19 protein-coding genes are annotated in these 18,894 nt (G+C 54.8%); 10 read left to right on the forward strand and 9 right to left on the reverse strand.

The annotated features are described in order from the left end of the window. Positions 1-7: 7 nt before the first annotated feature. The 9 genes from paaZ to ACEWL3_RS00115 all read left to right on the forward strand — a co-directional run bounded on the left by paaZ (position 8) and on the right by ACEWL3_RS00115 (position 7,644). Positions 8-2,032 carry a phenylacetic acid degradation bifunctional protein PaaZ gene (gene paaZ, locus ACEWL3_RS00075; protein ID WP_386177006.1) on the forward strand — a complete coding sequence of 675 codons (2,025 nt, stop codon included), beginning with the start codon at positions 8-10 and terminating at the stop codon, positions 2,030-2,032. Further along, positions 2,022-2,813 carry a PaaX family transcriptional regulator C-terminal domain-containing protein gene (locus ACEWL3_RS00080; protein ID WP_386177007.1) on the forward strand — a complete coding sequence of 264 codons (792 nt, stop codon included), beginning with the start codon at positions 2,022-2,024 and terminating at the stop codon, positions 2,811-2,813. The genes paaZ and ACEWL3_RS00080 overlap by 11 nt, the downstream gene beginning before the upstream one ends. Before the next feature lie 54 nt (positions 2,814-2,867). Beyond that, the gene (locus tag ACEWL3_RS00085; RefSeq protein WP_386177008.1) at positions 2,868-3,482 is read left to right on the forward strand and encodes a ribonuclease D; all 615 of its coding nucleotides are present in this window, start codon (positions 2,868-2,870) and stop codon (positions 3,480-3,482) included. Further along, on the forward strand, positions 3,479-4,441 hold the full coding sequence (locus ACEWL3_RS00090) for a KpsF/GutQ family sugar-phosphate isomerase (RefSeq protein WP_386177009.1): 963 nt from the start codon (positions 3,479-3,481) through the stop codon (positions 4,439-4,441). The genes ACEWL3_RS00085 and ACEWL3_RS00090 overlap by 4 nt, the downstream gene beginning before the upstream one ends. A 7-nt stretch (positions 4,442-4,448) precedes the next feature. Next, entirely contained in the window at positions 4,449-5,057 is a 609-nt protein-coding gene (locus ACEWL3_RS00095; RefSeq protein WP_386177010.1) for a hypothetical protein, read from the forward strand. Positions 5,058-5,062: 5 nt separating this feature from the next. Further along, positions 5,063-5,557: a lipopolysaccharide transport periplasmic protein LptA gene (gene lptA, locus ACEWL3_RS00100; protein WP_386177011.1), complete on the forward strand. Its 495-nt coding sequence runs from the start codon at positions 5,063-5,065 to the stop codon at positions 5,555-5,557. Beyond that, positions 5,557-6,318 carry an LPS export ABC transporter ATP-binding protein gene (gene lptB, locus ACEWL3_RS00105; protein ID WP_386177012.1) on the forward strand — a complete coding sequence of 254 codons (762 nt, stop codon included), beginning with the start codon at positions 5,557-5,559 and terminating at the stop codon, positions 6,316-6,318. Before lptA ends, lptB begins: the two co-directional genes overlap by 1 nt. Before the next feature lie 249 nt (positions 6,319-6,567). Beyond that, positions 6,568-7,134, forward strand: coding sequence for a ribosome hibernation-promoting factor, HPF/YfiA family (gene hpf / locus ACEWL3_RS00110; RefSeq protein ID WP_386177013.1), 567 nt, complete (start codon positions 6,568-6,570; stop codon positions 7,132-7,134). Between the two features lie 45 nt (positions 7,135-7,179). Then, the gene (locus ACEWL3_RS00115) at positions 7,180-7,644 is read left to right on the forward strand and encodes a PTS sugar transporter subunit IIA (RefSeq protein WP_386177014.1); all 465 of its coding nucleotides are present in this window, start codon (positions 7,180-7,182) and stop codon (positions 7,642-7,644) included. Between the two features lie 7 nt (positions 7,645-7,651). Here ACEWL3_RS00115 and ACEWL3_RS00120 read toward each other — a convergent pair whose 3' ends face one another. From ACEWL3_RS00120 to cysQ, 9 genes are all read right to left on the reverse strand, one after another. Next, positions 7,652-9,079 (reverse strand): nodulation protein NodH, encoded by a 1,428-nt coding sequence (locus tag ACEWL3_RS00120; RefSeq protein ID WP_386177015.1) that lies wholly within the window; start codon positions 9,077-9,079, stop codon positions 7,652-7,654. Positions 9,080-9,082: 3 nt separating this feature from the next. After that, the gene (locus ACEWL3_RS00125; RefSeq protein ID WP_386177016.1) at positions 9,083-10,780 is read right to left on the reverse strand and encodes a DUF5927 domain-containing protein; all 1,698 of its coding nucleotides are present in this window, start codon (positions 10,778-10,780) and stop codon (positions 9,083-9,085) included. Beyond that, positions 10,777-11,787, reverse strand: coding sequence for a glycosyltransferase family 2 protein (locus ACEWL3_RS00130; protein ID WP_386177017.1), 1,011 nt, complete (start codon positions 11,785-11,787; stop codon positions 10,777-10,779). The genes ACEWL3_RS00125 and ACEWL3_RS00130 overlap by 4 nt, the downstream gene beginning before the upstream one ends. Before the next feature lie 46 nt (positions 11,788-11,833). After that, positions 11,834-13,030, reverse strand: a complete 1,197-nt coding sequence (locus ACEWL3_RS00135) for a glycosyltransferase (RefSeq protein WP_386177018.1) — start codon at positions 13,028-13,030, stop codon at positions 11,834-11,836. Next, complete coding sequence (galE, locus tag ACEWL3_RS00140) at positions 13,031-14,014, reverse strand: UDP-glucose 4-epimerase GalE (protein WP_386177019.1); 984 nt, start codon at positions 14,012-14,014, stop codon at positions 13,031-13,033. A 19-nt stretch (positions 14,015-14,033) separates the two neighbouring features. After that, positions 14,034-14,927, reverse strand: a complete 894-nt coding sequence (gene galU, locus ACEWL3_RS00145; protein ID WP_386177020.1) for a UTP--glucose-1-phosphate uridylyltransferase GalU — start codon at positions 14,925-14,927, stop codon at positions 14,034-14,036. 127 nt (positions 14,928-15,054) lie between these two features. Continuing rightward, on the reverse strand, positions 15,055-16,290 hold the full coding sequence (locus tag ACEWL3_RS00150) for a glycosyltransferase family 2 protein (protein ID WP_386177021.1): 1,236 nt from the start codon (positions 16,288-16,290) through the stop codon (positions 15,055-15,057). Further along, a complete protein-coding gene (locus tag ACEWL3_RS00155) occupies positions 16,287-17,087 on the reverse strand; it encodes a 3-deoxy-manno-octulosonate cytidylyltransferase family protein (protein ID WP_386177022.1) in 801 nt (266 codons plus the stop codon). Before ACEWL3_RS00155 ends, ACEWL3_RS00150 begins: the two co-directional genes overlap by 4 nt. Next, on the reverse strand, positions 17,087-17,884 hold the full coding sequence (gene cysQ, locus ACEWL3_RS00160; protein WP_386177023.1) for a 3'(2'),5'-bisphosphate nucleotidase CysQ: 798 nt from the start codon (positions 17,882-17,884) through the stop codon (positions 17,087-17,089). Before cysQ ends, ACEWL3_RS00155 begins: the two co-directional genes overlap by 1 nt. 116 nt (positions 17,885-18,000) lie before the next feature. Here cysQ and ACEWL3_RS00165 point away from each other — a divergent pair, with 116 nt between their 5' ends. Next, on the forward strand, positions 18,001-18,825 hold the full coding sequence (locus ACEWL3_RS00165) for an ABC transporter permease (protein WP_386177024.1): 825 nt from the start codon (positions 18,001-18,003) through the stop codon (positions 18,823-18,825). Positions 18,826-18,894: the final 69 nt, after the last annotated feature.

Consider the following 18,894-nt stretch of genomic DNA (forward strand, 5'->3'; position numbering starts at 1 on the left):
TATCTTGATGTTGGACGTACAAAGCTTTGCCGCAGGGCAATGGGTTTCATCTGGCGCGGGTGCCCGCAATATCGCCAGCGCGATTACCGGTGACGTCATTGCACAGGCGGGCAACGATGCCCTCGATGTTCAGGCAATGCTGAGTTTCGCCCGTGATATTGGCGGGCCTGCATTGCGGAAAATGACGTTTCATGACCGTGCGCGCATGCTCAAAGCGCTGGCCTTGCATCTGCGCGAGCATCGGCAGACGCTGTACGATCTGTCCTATGACACCGGCGCGACCCTAAGCGACCACAAGATCGACGTGGACGGCGGCATTGGCACAATGTTGGTGTTTGCGTCTAAAGGACGCCGCGAAATGCCTGATGGTCATGTGTATCTTGATGGCCCACCAGAACAATTGGGCCGCGCAGGTCAATTCATGGGCCGGCATATCTGCACGCCGTTGCAGGGGGTCGCCGTCCATATCAACGCTTTCAACTTTCCCGTTTGGGGGATGCTGGAAAAGCTTGCACCGACCCTCCTGGCTGGCGTTCCTGCCATCGTAAAACCCGCCACCGCGACCTGTTACGTCACCGAGGCTTGCGTGCGAATCATGTTGAACTCCGGCATTCTGCCCAAAGGTGCGCTGCAACTGGTCAGTGGTGGACTGGGCGATATGCTGGATCATCTCGAGTGTCAGGATGCGGTAGCCTTTACGGGCTCTGCACAGACCGCGCTCAAACTGCGCCGCAATCCGGTGTTGCTGGAACGCTCTGTGCGCTTCGCCTCGGAACAAGACAGCCTGAACGCGTCTGTCCTTGGCCAAGATGCAGAGCCTGATACGGCAGAATTTGATCTTTTTGTAAAAGAAGTCCACCGCGAGATGACGGCCAAAGCAGGTCAAAAATGCACAGCGATCCGGCGCATCATCGTGCCAGAAGCCCAGATTGATGCGGTGATTGCAGCGATCAGTGCCCGTCTCTCCAACACCACAATCGGTGACCCACGCAATGAGGCGACAGGCATGGGGGCGCTGGTATCGGCCAGTCAGAAACATGACGTTTTGGAAAAAGCCGCAATGATCGGGGCAGAAGCGGAGCGTGTTTTCGGCAACCCCGATGATTTCACCGTCGAAGGAGCCGACAAGGACAAGGGTGCGTTTGTTCCGCCGATGTTGTTTCACTGCACAGACCCGGACACCGCGCAGCGCGTACATGACACCGAAGCGTTTGGCCCCGTTTCAACAATCATGCACTATCGCGATCTCGATCACGCCATTGCCCTGCTCAACAAAGGCAAGGGGTCGCTGGTCGCGTCGGTTTTTACCAATGACGGCCAAGTCGCGCGGGATATCACGCTGGGGGCGGCCGCATTCCATGGCCGGCTCTATTTCAACAACCGATCATCGATGGCCGAGGCGACAGGCCATGGCGCACCCTTGCCCCACTTGGTCCATGGCGGCCCCGGTCGCGCGGGCGGCGGCGAGGAACTGGGCGGAATTCGTGGCGTCATGCATTATATGCAACGCACGGCGGTTCAGGGCAGCCCCGACATCTTGACCGCGATTGGCCAACAATGGGTGCCCGGCGCGACCGAGAAAACAGACAAGCCGCATCCTTTCACCCGCAGTTTTACTGCGCTTGAGATTGGCGAGACCTTCCACAGCGACAGCCGCCAGGTGACACTGGATGACATCGAAACCTTTGCCCACTTCACGGGTGACACGTTCTATGCGCATATGGATGACGAAGCGGCGCGCGCAAATCCGTTTTTCCCAGGCCGGGTCGCCCATGGATATCTCCTGCTCAGTTTCGCGGCAGGGCTGTTCGTGCAACCTGACCCCGGCCCCGTTTTGGCCAATACCGGCCTTGATAACCTGCGTTTCATGGCACCGGTTGAGGCAGACGACAGCATCAAGGTGCGGATAAGCGTCAAACACAAAACCCCTCGTAATGATGAATACGGCGAGGTACGGTGGCACGTAACTCTGACCAATCAGAAAGAAGAGGCCGTGGCCGAATATGAGCTTTTGACGATGAATGCAGTCTGACGATTTCATACGTTTCACCGCAGGCCTGCGTGATCTGGGCGGGCAACGGGTCTGGTCATTGATGATCAGCCTCTTTGGCGATCTGGCTCAGGGCAAGGATGACGTTATTGATGGTCCTGTCCTCACCGCAATCATGAACATGCTTCAGGTCAGGCCCGAGGCAGCGCGTGTCGCATTGCACCGTCTGCGCAACGATGGGTGGATCTCGTCGCAGAAATTCGGCCGGATCAGCCAGCATGGCTTGACCCCAAAAGGTCGGACAGAAAGCGCCGCGGCCAGCCCAAAAATCTATGCTCTGCCCGGTGCTTCCGATCAGAACTGGCAACTGGTTCTGCTTGAAGACAGCAACGCCGACACGCACGCCCAAATGCTGGCCAAGGGTTTTATTTCCCTCACCAATCGGGTGTTTCTGGGCCATTTGGATGCCCCAACACCTGACGGTGCCCTTGGCTTGAAAGGCGGGAATGTTCCAAAATGGTTGCCAAGACAGCTCGAACGAGAGGGGATGCGCGACCACTACGCTGACCTGCTGGAAACCTTGACTGATCTTAATGCCGCCTTGCCCGACCCGGCCCATGTATCGCCATTGGAAACCGCGGTCTTGCGGTGCCTTATTGTGCACAACTGGCGTCGATTGGTTCTGAAACATCCCAGCTTACCAAGGGCTTTGGTTTCGCCCGATTGGCCGGGGTTGGCCTGCCACGTGCTGGTGGCCGATATGTTGGCCCAATTTCCCCGACCCGCGCTTACCGACATCATGCGGCAGCAAACTGTTGCTTAACCACCTCAAAACGCGCGCTTTCCCATGACGCACAAGCGCGATATAGGGTGATGCATGACAAATTATCTGTATCAGAACGACCTGCCCGACGACCTTGATCTGGGTCCCGTTGTTGCCATTGATTGCGAGACGATGGGGCTGCACCCGCACCGGGATCGTCTTTGTGTTGTGCAATTGTCGGGGGGCGACGGCAATGCGCATCTCGTTCAGGTTGCCAGAGGTCAGACTGAGGCACCAAACCTTTGCGCGCTTTTGACCGATCCAAATACGCTCAAGCTGTTTCATTTTGGGCGCTTTGACATCGCCGCGATGGAAAATGCCTTTGGGGCCGTCACGGCACCTGTCTATTGCACCAAAATCGCCAGCCGACTGATCCGGACGTTTACCGACCGGCATGGGTTGGCCAAGCTGTTGCAGGAACTGTTGGGTGTCGACATCTCAAAGCAACAGCAATCCAGCGATTGGGGCTCCGAAACCCTGACCGAAGCGCAGATCGAGTATGCGGCATCCGATGTTTTGTACCTGCACGAACTGCGTGACGAGTTGAACAAACGCCTTGTCCGCGAGGGCCGGATGGAAATCGCACAGGCCTGCTTTGATTTTCTGCCCATGCGTGCCCACCTTGACTTAGAAGGCTGGCCCGAAACGGATATATTTGCACACGCATGAACACCCCATACCTAGATACCGCCCGGCGGGTGATCCGCACCGAGGCGAAGGCGTTAAACTCCTTAGCTGAAGGGTTGGATGCCCGGTTCCGCGATGCGATTGACATGATCATGGCTACCAAAGGCCGCGTGATCGTCACCGGTATCGGAAAGTCGGGCCACATCGCCAATAAGATCGCCGCTACCTTTGCCAGCACCGGCACGCCGGCGCAATTTGTGCATCCCGCAGAGGCCAGTCATGGCGATCTGGGCATGATCACCACCGCAGATGTGATTCTAGCCATCTCAAATTCCGGCGAGGCACCTGAGCTTGGCAATCTGATTGCCTATTCACGACGATTCTCGATTCCGCTGATCGGCATCACCAGCCGTGAAACCAGCAGTCTGGGCAGGCAATGTGATGTGATACTGCTCTTGCCACAGTTGGGCGAAGCCTGCGGGACGGGCATCGTGCCCACCACGTCAACCACCTTGACCTTGGCGATGGGTGACGCCTTGGCCGTTGCATTGATGGAAAACCGTGAATTTACGGCCGAACATTTCCGCGACTTTCACCCCGGTGGTAAACTTGGCGCGCGGCTTTCTCTGGTAAGGGACCTGATGCATACGGGCTCCGGCATTCCTTTGACGACGGTTGATGCGACGATGGCCGACGTCTTGCGGGAAATTGGTGGCAAGGGATTTGGGGTTGTCTGTGTGACAGACGATGACGGCCACATGCAAGGGATCATAACCAATGGTGACCTCAGCCGTCATATGGACGGCCTGGCATCCAAAACCGCCAAGGACGTGATGACGGCGTCCCCGGTTACCATTGATCCAAACGCGCTTGCGGAAAAAGCGGTTGGGATCATGAACAACCGCAAAATCACCTGCCTCCTTGTTGTCGATCCGGATCAGCCCAGCATTCCTGTTGGGCTTCTTCATATACACGACTGTTTGCGTGTTGGGCTGGGGTAACGTTGCCATGCACGCAGACAGCTATTCAAGGTGGGTGTCCTGGCTCAAGGTTCTGCTGCCGCTGGCTGCATTGGCTTTGTTGTCGACCCTCTTTCTGCTGTCACGCGCCATAGATCCTGAAACGGTAATCCCTTTCGCAGACAAGGAAATCCAAGACCGGCTGCGCAATCAACAAGTAACAGGCCCGTTTTTCTCCGGCACAACGGCCTCTGGCGATCTGATTTCATTTTCGGCTGAAACGCTCAAGACACCAGATGGCCAATTGGCGTCCAATCGGGCCGAGGATGTCGAACTTGTCGTCAGTATCGTGGACGGGTCCAAAGTAACGGTGACGGCTGAGATCGCTGAATTTGACATTGCAAAAGACATCGCTGAGCTGGTCGGGGATGTCGTGATAACAACTTCAACACAGTTTCGCATTATTTCCGACAAATTGATCTCACAGCTATCTGTTCTGAACCTGAAATCACCCGGCCCGGTCGAAGCAACAGGCCCTGCCGGCGACTTAAACGCAGGCAGCATGGTGATGACATCGTCAGACGAGGGAAAACCCGCCCAATTGATTTTCACAAATGGGGTGAAACTGATATACACGCCAAAACAGGTAGAAGAGTGACCACCGTGAAACATTTGCGAATTTTACTGCTGCCGATTTTTCTGGCTGTTCAAACTGTATCTGTCTTCGCACAAGGGGCGAGCGTGGCCTTTGGCACAATCCGGCAGGACACCAACCAACCGGTAGAAGTCACCGCCGACAACCTTTCCGTAGATCAATCAACGGGCACGGCGATATTTACCGGTAATGTCCTGATTGGTCAGGGTGAAATGCGACTGTCTGCGGCCCGCGTGCTGGTCGTTTACCGGACTGACAACAAAGGCATTGCAAGGCTGGAGGCGACAGGCGGGGTCACTTTGGTCTCTGGCCCTGACGCCGCCGAATCAGAGCGCGCGGATTATGACATTGATGATGGCACGATCGTGATGTCCGGGAATGTTCTGCTTGCCCAGGGGGCGAGTGCGTTAAGCGCTGACAAGATGTCTGTGCGATTGTCAGACGGGACAGCGCAGATGTCTGGCCGCGTAAAAACCATTTTGCAGACTGGCGGCAAAAACTGATGCCTTCCCCGCCCGATCTTAAGATTGCACAGGGCTCGTTGGGCCTGAAGATTGAGCATCTACGCAAATCTTACCGCAAAAAGATCGTGATCAGAGACTTTTCGATGCATCTCGACAGAGGAGAGGTTGTCGCACTGCTGGGCCCCAACGGGTCTGGAAAGACCACAACGTTTTATGCCATCGCGGGCCTTGTCACGCCAGAGGGCGGCACTGTCACCGTGGACGGCAAAGATGTCACAACATTGCCTATGTACCGGCGGGCACAGCTTGGCATCGGATATTTGCCCCAGGAAATGAGCATTTTTCGCGGTCTGTCCGTTCAGGACAACATCAGCGCCATTCTGGATATCTCTGTTCCCATTCGGCACCAACGACGCGAACGGCTTGAGGAATTGCTGTCAGAATTTTCTATCGAACACCTGCGCCGCGCCCCCGCGCTGGCCTTGTCGGGTGGAGAGCGTCGCCGCGTTGAAATTGCGCGGTGTTTGGCGGCCGACCCCAAATATCTGCTGCTCGATGAACCTTTTGCCGGGGTCGATCCGATTTCTGTCGGCGACATTCGCCACTTGGTTGCTGATCTCAAGAATCGAGGTATCGGCGTGCTGATTACCGATCATAACGTACGAGAAACACTCGAAATTGTGGATCGCGCGTATATTTTGCACGAAGGCAAGGTCCTGATGTCCGGCACGCCAAACGAGGTCGTTCAGAATGAAAACGTCCGTCGGGTTTATCTTGGTGACAATTTCCGTATTTCTTAAAATTCCGTTAACGTCACAAGTATAATTCCGCTCAGGTTGCGCCTGCTCGCCATTGACTTTTCACACAATTCTTGGCCTCATAGACCTATGGTAACAATTCGTTCCTGTTTGACCCCGCACCGGCCTACCTGCCAAGGCAGGGGCAAAAATTATCCGAACGAAAAGCCATTTTTCCGCATCTGAGTTGATCAAACACCACGCCCGTGGACTGTTTGCTGATGCCCAGACCCATAATAACAAGGAGAACATATGCGGTACCAAATCACCGGCAAACAGATCGACATTGGCGAAGCCCTTCAAATCCACGTGAAAGAAGAGCTGGATGTTTCAGTCAAAAAGTATTCAGAGCGTCCAACAGATGCGATGGTCATATTTTCAAAGTCGGCCCATGAATTTGTCTGCGAGGCGACCGTACATCTGTCAACTGGGCTGACCGCGTCTGCCAAGGCCCACAACACTGATATCTATGGCGCATTTGATGATTGTAACGAAAAGATGGAAAAGCAACTTCGCCGCTACAAGCGACGGTTGAAAGATCATCACAAGGACCGGGCGGAACCTGTTGAACTTCTTGGCGCGTCCACTTATATCCTCGCGTCAGATAGCGATTCAGACGCACAGGAACCGGAAACCCTCCAACCTATGATTATTGCGGAAATGCAGACTAAGATTGCAACCTTGTCTGTCGGCGAAGCAGTTATGCAGATGGAATTGGCGGGCGCACCTGTGCTGGTGTTTCGAAAAGAGAACAAAGAAGGCCTGAACGTCGTCTACCGTCGTGAAGACGGGAATATCGGCTGGATTGACCCGTCATAAACCAACCGGAAGGGCCAAGCCCATCCGCAAAGCAGAGCGAGCGAAATGGATTTTGCGAAACTCCTAAAGCCGGAGGCAGTCAAGGTACTGACGTCTGCCTCCAGTAAAAAGCGCCTGATGCATGACATTGGTGATCTTGTTTCCAACGCGTATGGCTTGAATGCCAGCGAAGTCGTCGAGGCGTTGATTGCCCGCGAATCTCTGGGGCCAACCGGTGTCGGGCATGGCGTTGCATTGCCACACGCCCGTTTGGAAGGTCTGGAAGAAGTGATTGGTGCGTTTGTTTTGCTCGACAAGCCGATTGATTTTTCGTCCGTTGACCGTCAGCCCGTTGATATCGCGTTTGCCTTGTTCGCGCCAGAAAACGCTGGTGTTGAACACCTCAAAGCGTTGGCTTTGGTCGCGCGCACTCTGCGAGATTCTGCAATCTGCACCAAGCTGCGCGCGAACCCAGAGGCCGGAACGCTTTATACGATTCTGACTGAGGACAAGTCAGTACAGGCCGCATAGCCGCCTGTCATGCCCAGCGGGCAAATCCAAACATGACATAGTCGCGCTGGTACGCTTCAGCCGCCAGTTTCTCTATCTCGTCATCATAAATCATGGCCAACTCAAATGGCTGGTCCGGTTGACCCGCACCCAGTTCAGGCGCGTCCGCGCGCCCCACAGCCCTTGCGATCTCTTGCAATTCCCCCGCCATATCGGCCTCACGTATGATCCGGTCTGGCAGGCATACTTCGCCAAATCCCATGATCGCCTGCGCCTGCGTGCACCATGCCGGATCGACCCGGATTGCGGTTTGCCCTGACAGATTCCCTTTCAGAAAGGTCAGAAATGCCGCGAAAGCAGCGCCGTGCGCCGCAAGGTCATAGGTCTCATCCGGCCCACCCGCCGGCAACGGCATCTTGTAGCGCCGCACCAAGGTGTTGCGCAGCTGCAGGTAGCTGCCCCTGCCGGTGGTCAGAATATGACGGCAAAACGCATCATGCGCCCGCTGCACCGGATGCCGTAATACGGTAAAGCTGCGGTGTCCGGGGTGTTTGCGTTTCCACTGTCGCAAATCCTTTTGCGACAGTTTGGTCTGCAACTCACTCTTTGAAACACCGTCCAGTGCCGCCATCCAATCCAGCACCTGGGCCTGCGGACCACTGCGCAGGGGCATATAGACCAAAGAGGATTCAGCGGCGACAACATAGGACGGCACATTTGGCCCGCGCCGTGGTTCGAAGTTCGGCGTGCGTGTCAGGTCGAACCGATCCAGACGCGACAGCGCCTGCACCATATTATCGTAATTGCTGACCTTGGCGGAAACCGGACTTGGATTTTGCTTTTTCAGGTTCTTATCAAGCGACTCCAACGTGTCATCCACACCCAGATACTTGGCCAACCCGTTCATGACCTCGACGCTCTGCAAATCTTCATACGCCACGTAGAACGCGGTCTGGCCAGTGGTTTGCAATCTGTTCAGTAAAAGCAACTGAAACGCCTGAAGCGCCTCAAGGTGGGTTTCGAATTCGCCACTGTCAAACACTGCCTGTGCCGACTTATGCGCCTTCATATCCGTCAATTTCCATTGCCCCGTTGCCTGGGCAATCTTCCAACTCACATAGCTGTCAACGGGATTTCGGGTCAGAACGATCTTGGCACAACGCGGATCATCGACAAATGTATCGAACACCCTTGGATCATGATCATGGAAATATCGAAACCCACTAAGCGCTGTGGGATCATCGCGAATTGCACTTAACAAAGCACCCGGATCAGCATTCCGTTTGGCCAGATCGACGCCCAGGATCGGCTCATTGTGCGGATATCCCAGAAAATGCGGGTTAAACGCCTCTCCATGACAGGCGATGCCAGCAAAGGCGTTCAGGTTGGCCTCAAGAAAGTTAGACCCCGTGCGCATTTCCGCAAACACCACGAATGAATCAAATTTTGCGCTCATCCGTTATTGCACCATGTAGGGTTTGCGCGTCGTCTTTCGCGGCGAATCAATCCCGCGTTCGGCAGGAAAGTCGCCCATCAGATACGGGTGCATACCCTGATTCTTGAGGTTCTGCAGGAACTGACCAAACCCGTTGAGATCGGCCATTCTGGGGGCCTCTGACAGCCGTCGCAGTTTCATGCGCCCAATCTCGTCAAGGATACCCTGCAACGGCTCCATTGGGGCCTCGATAAACTCTGCCATGGTCCAGATGCGCACACGGGCCTTGGTGTAAGGCGACCGCAAAACATCCATATGTTCGCTTTCGATCTTCTGCAGTTTCGCCGCGGTGCTTCTGATTTCAGCAAAATCAAGGTTTGACCGGAACAAGGGCACCGCCCAGGCACCCGTGATCACCGAAACCTGCGCGTTTGGATCCTTGGCCACACGCCAGTTGATGTCCTGGTTATCGGCCGGACCAAACTGAAAGCATTGCCGTTCCCCACGGGTGTTCCAGATCAGGTTGGTCAGAAACCCCTTGTTATTATAGTCGCGCAAGGTCGCAGAACTTGCCAGCGCACCGTTAATCGCCGACTGGCCGTCAGCGTAATATACCGCGTCCTTGGCAAATAAATGTCCATGCACCCGCGCACCCGTCGCCTTGGCCAGCCATGGTTCAAAATCCTCAAACAGATCGGTAAAGCCCTGAAACATGGAATAGGGTGCCGCGGTAACGCCGTTTTCCCAATCCTCATTTGGAAATCTGCTTTGCATATATAAACCCGACCGACCCCGGGTCCGACGTTCAACCGCCTTGGCAAAAATTCGGTCGATCTTGCCGGGGTTCGGTTCGGTCTTCTTCATCGCACCGGCAGCATCGGTTAAAAACGCCTCATACAGACGATCCGCATAGGGCCATATTTTGCGCGCGACAAAGCAATCTGACCGACGCAAAAGCTGCAGGTGATCATCGTAGAAAATATGCGGTTTGCCCTGAAAGTCGAATTTGGACAATGTCAAAGACCGGCTTTCGATTTTGGTTGAATACTGCCGTGCCAACGTCTGAAAATACGATTCATCGGGGATCCAGACCTGCTTGAAAAACTTATCGTAGGTTGATCGTTCCGGATCTTGAAGGATCGCCGAAAGTGTCTGCCGGGACAAACACCACCATTGCGACCCCATGTGGGGCACAATTCCGTTTGGCATTTTGCGACGCAGGCCCAGACGTCGCTGAAGCTCAACAATCCGATCAAAAAAGTAGCGGTTCTTTTTCCATGACACCGGGAATCTTAAGGTAAACCTCTCCTCATCCAACCCGCCAACAGTCCAAGGGACGTCGGATGTGGTGGCGCTTTCGATAAAGTCAGTGCGGGGGCGTTGATCCAGATAATCAATCAGTTCTTCGACGGGCCGAAGCGGCAGACACGACCCTGATGCCAGATACACATGCCGAACCTGTGGAAAGCTGGCGAGCATCATCTCTGACGCCGCCTGGGATGCGGCAACGATGCCCCATGTCCCCCATTCACAACGGTATCGTTTTGAATATTCGATCGCGTCCAAATCGGACAACGCCGATATAAATGCATCATGGGTCCGGCGCGGTACGCTTTTGTCGATGTGGATCACAACCGGGCAACCCGCCGCTGCCCAATGTCGGGCGACCTGTTCGGCGCGCCCCAACGCGGTGTGGACAAGCATGACGATACCGACGCTCATGCCCAGTTTCCTTTGGACATCAAACCCAGAATCTCGAGCTGCCGCCAGTTGATATATCGTTCCGACCACTTGCACCAAAGCTGCGGATCATCCTTTAGCCGCTCTGCATAGGCCTTATATTCAACCGAACTAGCGTAGTGCTGACCGCGCTCCAGCTCTTCTGTCGCCTTGGTGCCAAAAGTATCCAAGAATTTTGTGTGTAGGAGGACACCTGAAGCTTTTTCGCCACCCCATTCATCGTAGACCTGGTTCAAACCCCGCGGAAGCAGCATGTGTGTTGAACTGACATAGGTATACCGCTTGTCCCACTTGACCAGGGGGATCTTGTTCAAGGCGGGTGCTTTTGCAGGCTCATCAGGGAAAAACACCCGTGCCCGTGGCCCACCCTGAATCCAAAGGTTCGTAAACAGATGATTTCGCGAGATCGTGTAATTGCCGCTGTCAAACCAAGACGCGATATCAACCGGGTTCTGCCCTTCTCGATAAGGCTGTTCGTCCAGCCGCCCCTTTGGATACATGTCCAACAGCATCGCCGAGAATGACTTGATCGACGACGCATCAAGCCAATCGGTCAGGGCCCGCAATGGCCGCGTGTCACAAAAGGGGTAAACCAGAAATTCGTCAGGATCGACGGTAAGCGCCCAATGTCCATGGGCATACTTCATCTGCAGCCAGTTCAGCCAGTCAACGCCAAACCGCGCGCTTTTATAGCTCGCCTTTGTCCGCCAAACCGACACATCCGGCTGATCGGCCAGATAATCCAGCGATCCATCCGTGCTGTCATTGTCGACAAAAAAGAAATGGCCGACACCCATCTCGCGATAATAATCAAGAAAATAAGGCAGCCTGATCCGTTCATTCCGCTGGGTGCAAAACAACAGCAGATCGTCCGTCCGGATTTGCCCGGTCCGGTTCGCAACACGTTTCAATTCCCGACGTTTTCGGAACGCACGAATGCGCCACCGCTTCCGTTGAAGCCTCAGCCGATATGACTGGATTAATCCCAAAACCGCCCTCTATCTTCAGGGAACTACCGCTCGTACCCATGCGCTATCATCTTAACCTTAACACGGTCTTGAAATGATCGGACCAACTTGGCCCGACAAAAAGATCAACATTTTGCGCCTGTGGCGGGCTTTCTTCCCAATTCTTTATCGTATTTATCCACAAATACCGGTCCGATACAGGTGCGTAAACGGGTCTATTGCCTAAAATTTCCCCGAAAACCGGTAAATCGTTGCATAAAACACGCGATCCAAGGGCTAAAGCTTCGATTGGGGGAAATCCGTAACCCTCAGCAAGGCTGGGAAACAGGGCTCCGGCACTCCCTTGGACAAGTGCGGCGAGTGCCTGATCGCTCAAGCCGGACAAATCATGAACGTTGCTTTCAACCGGTGATTGGTCCAGCCGCGCAAACACAACCTCGTTATTCCATCCCCGGCTTCCACAGATAAACAGCGGCGGGGCCGCAGCACCCAGTTCGTCCCAAATATCCAAAAGGAACGCGTGGTTCTTTCGAGGCTCAATCGTACCAACAGTGACGAAATAGGGCCGATCAAGCGTCAGCCCTTCTGGCAACTGGCTGACATCAGCACGCGGCACCTCAGAACCCAGGTGCGCCACGATGGCGGGTGGCACACGCCCCCAACCTTGCATGAATTTTTCAGCACGTTCGCGCGTATCATTCGAATTGTATATCACCCAATCGGCGCAGGTGCTGATCCGGCGCATTTTGTCACGAAAGGGTTCAATGGTTTCTGCGCGCTGAAACGCGGGGTGTTCCAACGGGATCACATCATGCACCATCGCGGCAATGCGACCGCCGCTTCTATGAATGGCACCCAGAACCCGGTCCGTCAAATTGCTATGCCCAACGTTGAAGTAAACAAATCCGTCCGGCAAGACCTCGGACAGTAATTTGGACAATCTGCTTGGCAACACCCGCGCCCTTGCCAACCGCCGAACATCACTTTCTGCGCGTTGTTGCGCGATGCTCCGCCGTTGCGGCAATCGCGAAATCAAATCAACCTCGCCCCAGGGGACCCTTCCATCAATCCGGTCCAGGAAAGCCCGCATGCCATTCCGATCCAGAAGAATGTAACCAAAGGGCGTGCGCACCAGCCCGAAAAGAGGAACGTCATCCGCCAAAAACTGCTCTAAATAGGCATGTTCGACCCTATCCACCCCTGTCGCAATCCGCCCGGCCCGCCGCAAACTGCGTGTCAGATCAATCAGCCGCGCGCCGGGCATCTAGGCGTCGTAATGGCCTGTCTGGTGCCATCTCCATGCATCCGTGATCATCTGCCGAAGCGTTGAACGCTCTGGTTTCCACCCCAGTTCATCAATCGCCCGTTGCGACCCGGAAACCAGCTTGACGCAGTCCCCCGCGCGCCTTGGACCCTCATTGTAAGGCACCGCGCGATTGGTAACTTCGCGGCTGTGATCAATCACCTCGCGCACCGAAAACCCCGAACCAGTGCCAAGGTTGAACACCCGGCTTCCCTTGCCGTCCTTGAGCCATTTCAGACCCAGAACATGCGCATCCACCAAGTCGCAGACGTGCACATAGTCTCTGATACAGGTGCCATCGGGCGTGTCGTAATCTGTCCCAAAGATCGTCAAAGCATCGCGTTTTCCGTCAATCGCATCCAACATGAGAGGCACCAGATGAGTTTCTGGCTGGTGGAATTCGCCGACCTCGCCACCAGGATCTGCGCCTGCCACGTTAAAGTAGCGAAAAATCACATGGCGCAGGTCATTTGACGTCTCAAAATCTCGCAGAATTTCTTCGATCGCACGTTTGGAAGCGCCATAAGCGTTGATCGGAAACTGTGCGCTGTTCTCGTCCAGCACGACATTGTCTTGGTCGCCATATGTCGCGCAGGTTGATGAGAAAACAAAGTTCAAACATCCTGCCGCAACAGCAGCTTCAATCAAAGTGAGCGACCCCATGACATTGTTTCGCCAGTACTTTCCCGGCTCCGCCATGCTCTCGGGCACTTGGCTGAGTGCTGCAAAATGCATCACGGCAACGGGTTGATACTGTGCGAAAACCTGATCCAATCGCGCACGATCCAGCAAATCGCCCCTCTCGAACGGGCCAAATTTGACCGATTCCTGCCAGCCCGTAATTAGATTGTCATAGGTGACTGGTATAAATCCGGCGGCCTTTAACGCCTTACACGCATGTGACCCGATATATCCCGCCCCGCCCGTGACAAGAATATTATTCATCGTTGCGTCCTTGCCTGTATTACTGAGCCGCTTTGTCGATCTGCATGATGCTGCGCAGATACGCGCTCAGGTCGTCGCGCAATTCTTCACGTGCCAGCCCAAAGGCAACAGTTGCCTGCAAAAACCCTGATTTAGAGCCACAATCAAACCTCTGACCCCGGAACCGATAGCCATAGACGTTTCTGCTCTGTTCAATCTCACGCGCAATGGCGTCGGTCAGTTGAATTTCACCACCTGAGCCCGATTTCAATTGGTTCAGGTTCTGCAAAACATTTGGTGTCAGGATATAGCGCCCGATCACGGCCAGATTTGACGGGGCCTTATCGGCAGCTGGCTTTTCAACCATGCCTTTGACCTTAACCAACTGACCCAGATCCTCGGCCACATCCAGCATACCATAGGAAGACGAGCGTTCCGGCTCCACCTCCATCGCGGCAACCATGTTACCGCCGGTTTCCGCATAGGCCTCAACCATCTGCTGCAAACACGGTTTTTCCGCCGCGATCACATCGTCTGGCAGGATCACCGCAAAAGGTTCGTTCGCGATCAGCCGCCGGGCACACCAGACCGCATGCCCCAAACCCAACGCCCGGTGCTGCCGGATATAGGCAATCGCACCACTTTCCATGTTGGTGTTTTTCAGGATCTGAAGAAGCTCGGTCTTTTTCTTCTTTTTCAGCTCCTGCTCCAACTGCGGCGCATGGTCAAAGTAATCTTCAAGCGCACCCTTTCCCCGAGATGTCACAAAGATGAACTCCTTGATCCCGGCTGCCCGCGCCTCATCAATTGCATATTGAATGAGGGGACGATCGACCAAAGTCATGATCTCTTTTGGTACCGACTTGGTTGCCGGTAAAAACCGGGTTCCCATGCCTGCCACGGGAAAAATTGCTTTCGTTACTTTCCTACGCATCTCTATCCTTACAAACTCTTGTTAGGTTGCATCAGCTATCGGTGATCATCCAATCGCACCATCTTCAGATATAGGCCATTCTTCGATATCTAACGCATTTTTCCGTTACAGTATGATACTATTCTTCTCAATCTTCGCTTAATCCACGCTGAGAAGCAACGCGCGCCCGTTCCTTTGCGATGCGCCGCGCCCTTGTCGTGATGCAAACCATATCATCTTTTCTGTCTGCCTTCCCGTAAATGCCACCACTTTGAATCCAGATGCCGCCACGATCAAACCTCAGCTTATGATAGACCACCGTCCGCGACAGGTTCAGCAGAGTAACAATTTCACCATTCTTCGTCCGCTCCACCGCCATAGCGTAGTCTTTCTTGAAGCGCATCGGACGTGTCGGCACAAAGGAACTTTTCCGCCGACCAGCCGGAAATGCCTCGAACGGCGCGACAGGATGATTGGGCAGCGTGGTTTTTCCAAAACGCCGCTGCTGACCGTCAAGATAACCCTGAGCGAGACGGCGCATCAGGCGCGGCACATCGCGCGGCTCCAACCCACCGCCTATCATATGCCGCAACAACCGATGCCGCTCTTGCGCGCGCAGCCGACCCCACTGATCCTTGTGCAAACTTTCGGCAACGTGCTTGCGCTGAAAGACAGCCCAGCTTGCCCCGATATCAAAGAGATCAAAGGGCACACGTGCTTTCGTGCGCATCGGATTGGGTGCAAACCCATGATGAACCTCGGCCATTGGCACAATCGCCGTTGTATGACCTGCGCTTGCCAACCTCATGTTGAGGTCCGTTTCATCCAAATAATAGTGAAACGCAGGGTCGAACCCACCAAGCTCAATCAGGACACTCCGGCGAAAGGCCATATTCGTGCCTTCTGTCTTGATTGCGCGGCCCTTCGGGGGCTTTAGAATGCTGGCCTGCTGCATGTTCACATCCAGATCATGCGCCTCGCCCAGCGCGTCCAGACTGCGGGCCTTCCATTGGTACGATATCCCGTTGCGCCCCCGGACAAAGCCACTCATCGCCGCGACGTCTGATTGCGCGCAGGGGGCTACCAGATAGCGCAGCCATTGTGGTTCCGGCACAGCGTCATCGTCAATAAACGCAACAACTTCTCCGGCCGCATGGACCAAACCCAGATTGCGCGCCGCAGAAATATTTGGCTCATCAAAGGACAGCACCTTAAGACCATCTGCAAAAGGCATATTCTGTGCTGCCCGAACCCCGTCAGGGTCCGCGACAACAACCACTTCAAACATCGGATACTGAAGCTGCGAGACACCCAAAAGGCAGCGCTGAAGTTCCTCCGGCCGACCCCGGCTGACGATAACAACGCTGACTGGCAATTGGGTCATTCAATACCCATTTTTGCCATCATAGACTCTATTTTTGCCACATCTTCGGGGTTGTTCAGCTCCCAAAAAGCCCGGCCTCTGGCCTCAACTTCAACGCACAACACCGAACGCCCACTTTCCATAAAGCGCAATTGCTCCAACCCCTCAAGCTGCTCCAGCGGTCCTGCGGGCCAGGTTGGATAGGCGGCCAGTGCATCCGGCCGATAAGCATAAACACCAACGTGATGGAAAACAGGCGTCATATCAGTGTCTGCATAAGGCTTTGAGGTGAATGGCACGACTTCTTTTGAAAAATACATCGCACGATGATCCGAGGCGAAAACCGCAGTTGTCCCGCCCACACGATTCGCTTTGCGATCTGCCAAAAGACTGTTCAGCGTTGCCCCGTCACAGCGCAGAACCGGCGTTGCGATCTCTGCCTGCGGTGCGTCCCGCAACCCCTGAACCAAGCCCTCAACAAACCAGTGCGGCGTCAGCGGTGCGTCACCTTGCAGGTTCACGACAATCTCAAACCCACCACCCAGTGCGGCATGCGCTTCTGCACAGCGCTCTGTCCCGTTTCCACAGGCGACGGAGGTCATGACCACATCGGCACCGAATGCCTCTGCCGCTTCTTTGATCCGGTCATCATCTGTGGCAATCACGACCTTGTCCACACCCTTCACCTCGCGGGCCGCACGCCATGATCGTTCAATCAAGCTGCGCGAGACGCCGCTGGCACCCTTTAGTGTTGCCAAGGGTTTGCCGGGATACCGGCTTGATGCAAAGCGGGCGGGGATGACAATCAGGACAGACATCAGGCGGGCTCCAATGCGACGCCGGGGGCATGGGCGATAAAGAAAGGGTTGGCAAAATCACTCTTGCCGTAAGTCAGTGGGGTCAGATCGTCGAACCGCACAACGGCACCACCAGCACCGGCCAGCACAGCATGCCCAGCTGCGGTATCCCATTCCATTGTCCGGCCCAGACGCGGATAGAGATCCGCCTCCCCCGTTGCCACCAAACAGAACTTCAGCGACGATCCGGCACTCTTCATGTCCTGAACGTTATATTTTGCGATGTAATCGTCGGTCGCCTGATCCCGGTGGGATTTTGACGCCACCACCATTAACGCATTATTGTCCGCATTAGAGACTGTTATTGGCGCGACACTGCCCACTTCATCCTTTGAGAAGGTCCCGGTTTCTTCGACCGATTGACCATCTGCCTGCGTAAAAAACATGCGTGATTTGGCCGGTGCATAGACAACACCCCGCGTTGGAACGCCGCCTTCCACAAGCGCAATGTTCACGGTAAAATCGCCCCGGCGGTGAATAAACTCCTTGGTCCCATCAAGCGGATCGACAATCAAAAATGTATCGCCTTGCGCCGTGTGCGTTGCTGCCTGTTCTTCTGTCACCAGCATCACATCGGGAAATGCCGCGCGCAGACCTGCAGAAATGATCGCATCGGCGGCCTCGTCGGCAGCGGTTACCGGACTGTCGTCAGACTTGGCTTTGACATCGAATTCGTCCTGACCATAGATCTCCATAATCCTATCGCCCGCCTCAATCGACAGCTTGCGCATCACCCTTACCAACTTGTCGTAATCCATCTGCTCGGGCCCCTTCGGCTTTCGTTGATTAGTATATCGTTTCCTCTTATGATGCCGAGCTAACGGAACAGCAAGAATTCCGTGCAAGCCTAGGGCATCAACGAAAGCAGCAGAACATGTTCCAATCCAGACGAAAGCCCACTGGCAGTTTTGCCTCGGCTGCAGCGATGGCCGAGCTGATATACCACTCAGTCGTGCGCAATGTGCGCAAACAGCACAACAATGCTTTTGTCGCCATCTTCATGAACATGATGCAAGCGGTCATGTTTGTCGGTGCCTTTTACATTATGTTCTCTGTGCTCGGCCTCAGACGCTCTGCCGTCCGGGGCGACTTTCTGATCTATATCATGTCCGGGATCTTTCTCTACATGACCCATTCCAAGGCCGTTGGTGCGGTCGCCGGTTCCGAAGGGCCCGCAAGTCCGATGATGCAACATGCGCCAATGACCACCGTTATTGCCATCGCCTCGGCTGCCATGGGCGCGCTCTATATTCAGGTGCTGTCACTATGTGTGATCCTCGCGGCCTATCACGTGGCTTTTGCGCCTCTCCAAATTGAACAACCCATTGCCGCATTCGGCATGCTATTGATCGCCTGGTTTACAGGATGCGCGCTCGGCATGGTGCTTTTGGCGCTAAAGCCTTGGTTCCCCACATTCGTCGGCCTCTTTTCGACGATCTACCAGCGCGCCAATATGATTGCGTCTGGCAAAATGTTCCTGGCCAATACATTGCCAAGCTTCATGCTGGCGATGTTTGACTGGAACCCACTGTTTCACGCCATTGATCAGGCGCGCGGCTTTGCCTTCATTAATTACAATCCACGCTACAGCAACTGGGAATACCCCCTTTGGGTCGGGTTGGTGTTGCTCATGATCGGGCTGATGGGCGAATTCTATACCCGCAAACATGCATCCATGAGCTGGAATGCGCGCCGATAGAGATCAATCGCGCTTGCCCGTTTCACCCTTTTTCAAATACCGTCCAGACCCTCGGCCAGCGCTGCCATC

It is taken from the genome of Sulfitobacter sediminivivens (genome assembly GCF_042611115.2).
Classification (GTDB): Bacteria; Pseudomonadota; Alphaproteobacteria; order Rhodobacterales; family Rhodobacteraceae; genus Sulfitobacter; species Sulfitobacter sediminivivens.